Annotated in this window: 6 protein-coding genes; 1 reads left to right on the top strand and 5 read right to left on the bottom strand. The window is 32.2% G+C overall.

The window, feature by feature from the left end:
* Positions 1–237 (top strand): hypothetical protein (locus tag J6D32_RS06480; protein WP_287467428.1); only part of this gene is annotated, 237 nt, incomplete at its 5' end.
* A gap of 22 nt (positions 238–259) precedes the next feature.
* Here the strand turns inward: J6D32_RS06480 and J6D32_RS06475 are convergent.
* The 5 genes from J6D32_RS06475 to J6D32_RS06455 all read right to left on the bottom strand — a co-directional run bounded on the left by J6D32_RS06475 (position 260) and on the right by J6D32_RS06455 (position 4,001).
* Positions 260–718: a hypothetical protein gene (locus J6D32_RS06475; RefSeq protein WP_287467427.1), complete on the bottom strand. Its 459-nt coding sequence runs from the start codon at positions 716–718 to the stop codon at positions 260–262.
* A gap of 95 nt (positions 719–813) precedes the next feature.
* On the bottom strand, positions 814–1,863 hold the full coding sequence (locus J6D32_RS06470) for a protein rep (protein WP_287467425.1): 1,050 nt from the start codon (positions 1,861–1,863) through the stop codon (positions 814–816).
* Positions 1,864–2,227: 364 nt separating this feature from the next.
* Positions 2,228–2,359: a hypothetical protein gene (locus tag J6D32_RS06465; RefSeq protein WP_287467424.1), complete on the bottom strand. Its 132-nt coding sequence runs from the start codon at positions 2,357–2,359 to the stop codon at positions 2,228–2,230.
* A complete protein-coding gene (locus tag J6D32_RS06460) occupies positions 2,359–2,601 on the bottom strand; it encodes a DUF5348 domain-containing protein (protein WP_287467422.1) in 243 nt (80 codons plus the stop codon). Before J6D32_RS06460 ends, J6D32_RS06465 begins: the two co-directional genes overlap by 1 nt.
* Before the next feature lie 2 nt (positions 2,602–2,603).
* A complete protein-coding gene (locus tag J6D32_RS06455; RefSeq protein ID WP_287467421.1) occupies positions 2,604–4,001 on the bottom strand; it encodes a plasmid recombination protein in 1,398 nt (465 codons plus the stop codon).
* Positions 4,002–4,570 lie beyond the last annotated feature (569 nt).

Raw genomic sequence — 4,570 nt, 5'->3', positions numbered from 1 at the left:
TTTCTTCTCAAAACTGACAAAAAAATTTCTCGCCCTCTGTTAAAATTTTTTTTATCACACTCGCACACTCTTTTTGTTGTGCGAAAAAATACTTTTAAACATACACTCACACAAAAAAAAGATACTCTATTCAGAATAGAGTATCTTCTCATTTTAATTGCTGTAACTCTTATGGTTACAGCATATTCTTTTAGAACCTTCTTTTATTCTAAAAAAAGAAAAAAAGAGCAAAAATAAATTTACTCTTTTCGATATTAAATTAAAGAACTCGACTTGTGACATGGAAAAAATGAGTTCCTGTTGTCTTAGCTTTAGCTTGAACTATATAAGTCCCACTATTCCATGGAATACCACTAAATCTTTTCGTTGTACCAACTGCGATCGTTTGTTCCCCTACTAATAAATTTCCTTTTCCATCAACTATTCTAACAGTAATAGAACCTGGACTTCCTACTTGATTAGTTACTTCAACATTAGCATTAAAGAAATTATTATCAGAAATAACATTACACCATTGTCCACTTGTTAAATAAGTACTTCCAGACCAAGAAAGACCTGCTTTTACTAACCATGAATTTTCATCTAACATTTCATGGAAAACAGATTGAACCATTGGTGTTGAAATATCTGAATCATTAGCATCAGTTGCTGCTAGAATCCCATTCCCTCCCACTAAAGTTAATAATAAAGCTGAACAAATTCCAATTTTTTTCTTCATCAAACATCCTCCTTAAAAAGAATCAACAAAAAAATTATAACTATCTTTTGTATTACTTTCTTGTCGATTTTTAGAAGAACACAAAAAGAGCAAATCTAGCTTTGCTCTTCCTCTGGTAATTTTATTTCATTAATGTAGTAATTTGAATACCCAAAATTCCACATTACTATCTCTCTATAATATCCCACATCTTCTCGTAGATCATCGCTATCTGTATTTACTAAATCACCATCTTCAACATCATCTAAATTTAATTTTTTATGAACCTCTTTAAACACTCCTCCAAAAGCAACTAATCTTCTTCTAGCAATTGCTTTTGTTAAAATAGCTACTGTTTTATCTTGTAACTCCTGATTGTCTGGGATTAAAACATCATTATCTTTTACTGTATACTTAACGGCTTCAGACACTGATTTTTTTAACTCTTTTTCACCACTTGTCTTAAATCTTTTGATATTAACCTGTGGTAAATAATCTAATTCCATACACTCTTGCCACATCTGTCTCCATTCTTCATGTTTAATATAATCTTTTTTCTTAAAATAACTTTTATTAACTACTAAAACCACATGGAAATGAGGGTGATAAGTATCATAATTTGAGCTTTTTTTCTCTAAATTATGAGTAATCTCTAATGCTCGAAACCACCCTTTAACTGCATTTTTAAATGGGCGACGCTTAGCTAATCTATCCCACCCCTTAGTTAAACGGCTAATTTCATCTTTCAACTCATCTCCAGTTACATTCTTTTGAGTTAAAGTTAAAAATAAAAAAGCATAATCCTTTTCTAATTCATTCATAATTTTAGACATCTGATGATAAATTTTCTTCTGTCGTCGCTTAATGCACATAGGACATAACCTCAATTTACAAAAATTAGCTACTCTTAATTTTCGTTTATTTGTAATCGGATCATAACTAAATTCCATATAAGTTCCACAATCACAACACTGATAAGCTTTTTTCTTATCACCTAAACGCTCATAACTTCCTGTCAATTCTAAATTTTTCAGCTTATCTCCTTGCCAATCATTCCTAATAACCCCATTATCATCAATATCAACAAAAATATTATCAGAAATGTTTTTACAAATATTACTATCATCGATTAAAGCGAAATTATCTTGATTTTTATTAAATTGCATAATATACTTTTGTATGTAATAAAATTTTTCGTTTTATTGAATACAAAAAGGACCCCCTTCTGTTGTTATATATCTCCCAAAGTAATTATAACACAGATACGGTCCTTTTTCTATATCAAATAGCCCCCTAAAAAAAACTCAAAAAACGTTGATACCACTTGGGCTAAGAGTGATTTTTAGGTGCGTGAGTTGTTTCTATTAGTATCAAGTAAAGGAGAGAACTCCTGTCGGAGTTCTTAAAAAAGCACCTAATCGGTGCTTTTTTTCTCCCCTCACGTAACTTTTCAAATCTAAAAAAATCATTTAAAATTATTTTTAGGTTCTCCCATGCAACCTATTTTTTTCTATCTACTTATTTTATTTTCTAAATAATTTCATAAAACAAAAAAGCTGATCCTAACCGATCAGCTTTTTTTATTCCCCTAAAACCAACTGCAAAAACAATAGCTGCAAACTTCAAAACTTGAAACCCCAAACCAATACATTCCTTAACCACTACTCTACATACCCCCTCATGCCATTATACAATCCCTTGCTTGTAAATTCTTCTGTATCAGTCCAATAATAACCATGACTCATTGAGTGTTCAATGCGACCAGGCACTTCCACATCTTCATCTTCAGGCATATAAATAAACGAATTACCACAATTTAACGTCTTAACATACGTGTCATCCATCACACGATAACAATCATATCGCTCTGTCTCTTTGTTCAGTTTTAAATATACTTCTGTCATTTTTATCGCTCCATTCCTCGTTCGCTTATCTTTTTCTTCTTCACTCTCTGTTGACTTCGTTCAATTCTATCTAGTTGATAATCATAAGTTTGTTTGAAGTATCTACCAACCTCTCTTTCAAAATCACTCTCTACTCTTTTTGTAGCTATTGTTCTAGTAGTTTTTGATACCTCTACTCTAATATCTGCTAAATACTCTAATGCTTGTGATTTAAGAGTTTTAGTAAATGCTCTAAGTGGATTGTTTACCTTTAAACTATCATCTTTCTCTCTAATTTGTTGAATCATACTCGTAGCTGAACGAATCATCATATAAAGATTTTTTAACAACGTATCTTTCGATTCAATCTCTTTTGTTTGTTCATCAACCGTCTGTTTTAATGTTTGATTTTCAGTTAGTAATTTTTTATTCTCCTCTTCTAGTTTTAAAGCTTTCATTCTGTAATTACGAATCGGATCGTCTAATTCTTTTAAATCTAAACGACGTTCTCGATCTTTAACTCCACGCTCTCGTTCATCAAGTTCTTCCTGTTTTCGTTCTAACTTGCGATAGTTAATATCATAAGTTTGAGCTGATTTAACTAAATTTTGAAACTTCTCAAAATCATCAACTAACATTTTAACTTCACCAAGTAAAGTTTTTTTATGAGGGATTTCAAAATTGTTATAGTCACGAACAGACTCTCTTAATCTATAAACACGCGATCCAAGGTTTATTTCTTCCTCTCTAAGCCGTTTTATATCGTCTTTAATGGTTTTATACTCCTTAACCCCTAAATGCTCTCCAGTGTCCTTAAAATGCCGATTAAGGCGATAATCATTCATTCTTTCTTCTAAAACATAAGTTTCACGCTCTCGCCATTCCTCAAAACTCTTAAATCCTTGTTGTTCTAGTGCCTGATCTTGACCTACTCGTTTGCTTAATCCACGTTTAGCTTCATACACTGGCACATAATTGATATGTAAGTGTGGATTTGCTTCATCAAGGTGCATAACAGCGTTATAAACTTTTAAATTTGGGTTCCTCTCTTGGAATTCTTTCATGTAGCTATCTAATATATTTTTTTTTATTTCTCGATAGCTATTTTTTGAATACACATCAGTATCGTCATCTTTCGAACCTATAGCTACAATCAATTCACGTTGATGATGAGTTTTTTTGTCATGCAAAATTTTAGAATAATAATCATCAATCTTTCGATCTGAACGTTTTTGTTTTTCATTGTACTCTTTAACTGCTTTATCAAAATTTTCTGAATATACCTCTCTAATATCCCGTTGAACATAATAAATATTTTCATGCAAACGATCTAAATCAATATCTGGATTCCCACTCACGTGATGACGATTATTATGACTAATTGAAGTCGTTGTCCCAACATGAAAACTAATTGTCGCCACTATAAAACCTCCCTTATCTTATGGATAAATTATATCCGTTGAAGAGAGTATTTGGCAAGAAAACCGCAAGGTTATTTGACAGAATACGCAACCCAATACGTATTTTGTCACTTCGCAACAAAATATTGGGCTCTTGCAGAGGGCTCCTCACCTCCCTAACAGGGCGGTGGTTGCTCCCTTGGAGCAATAAAAAAACACTTCGGCTACTCGCCGATTGATGACACCGCTCTACTCATTTACGTAGTCGGTTTTCATCAAAACTAAAACGAAAAAATTCAAAAAAATTTTTGGACATTGGGTCCCATTTATTCGCTAGTCGGCAGTTGCGAAAAACAACTCCTGTCGCTCCGCTTTGAGTTGCCTTTCGGCTAACTAGCCTAGCAAATAAATTCCCAACATCAAAAATTTACGTTTCACTTTTTTAATTTTTTCTTCTCAAAACTGACAAAAAAATTTCTCGCCCTCTGTTAAAATTTTTTTTATCACACTCGCACACTCTTTTTGTTGTGCGAAAAAATACTTTTAAACATACACTCACACAAAAAAAAGATACTCTATTCAGAATAGAG

The sequence above is a fragment of the Turicibacter sp. genome, from assembly GCF_017941855.1.
GTDB lineage: Bacteria > Bacillota_I > Bacilli_A > MOL361 > Turicibacteraceae > Turicibacter > Turicibacter sanguinis.
The sequence above is the reverse complement of the archived record's forward strand: the minus strand, read 5'-3'. Positions and strand labels throughout refer to the sequence as shown.